Origin of the sequence: Lactobacillus sp. UMNPBX16 (assembly GCF_002553775.1) — a bacterium.
Taxonomy (GTDB): domain Bacteria; phylum Bacillota; class Bacilli; order Lactobacillales; family Lactobacillaceae; genus Lactobacillus; species Lactobacillus crispatus.
This window is the reverse complement of record NZ_PCYU01000110.1, coordinates 1-480: the sequence shown is the minus strand read 5'-3', so window position 1 is coordinate 480 and position 480 is coordinate 1. Positions and strand designations below refer to the sequence as shown.

The following is a 480-nucleotide window of genomic DNA, read 5'->3' as shown; positions in this document are numbered from 1 at the left end:
TTCTGTTGGAAGAAATATCTTGCTTTTCTTCTGTTTGCCATCCAGCCAAAATCTGGACAGCAACGCGCAGTCTCTGTCCAGTTCCCGGTACTGTCGTCTCAGTTCTTCGTATCCCTTTGCCATCTCCGTTCGCTCCTTTTGTGTCCGATTGATCGGTTTTATAATCTTTTCTTCATCTTAGCACAGCATTTACGCTTCTTCAATACAACACAAAAAGGGACACTCTCTGAAAGTCTGCACTTTCAAAGAGTGTCCCTGATTACTTTATCTTCTGTCTCTTAGCTGAAAGACTGCTCTGTACGGTTAATGATCTCATCCTGAAGCGGTTTATCCAGGTTGCGGAAGAAATCACTGTATCCTGCAACACGAACAATCAGATCTTTATAATCCTCCGGATGTTTCTGTGCATTGATCAGAGTCTGGCGATCCACTACGTTGAACTGGATATGGTGACCATCCATCGCGAAGTAAGAACGGATC

At 44.0% G+C, this 480-nt stretch carries 1 protein-coding gene; it reads right to left on the bottom strand.

The window, feature by feature from the left end; all coding sequences use genetic code 11:
• Nucleotides 1–278 precede the first annotated feature (278 nt).
• On the bottom strand, nucleotides 279–480 hold a 202-nt coding region (locus CP367_RS10600; protein WP_143469245.1), incomplete at its 5' end, for a glycine radical domain-containing protein.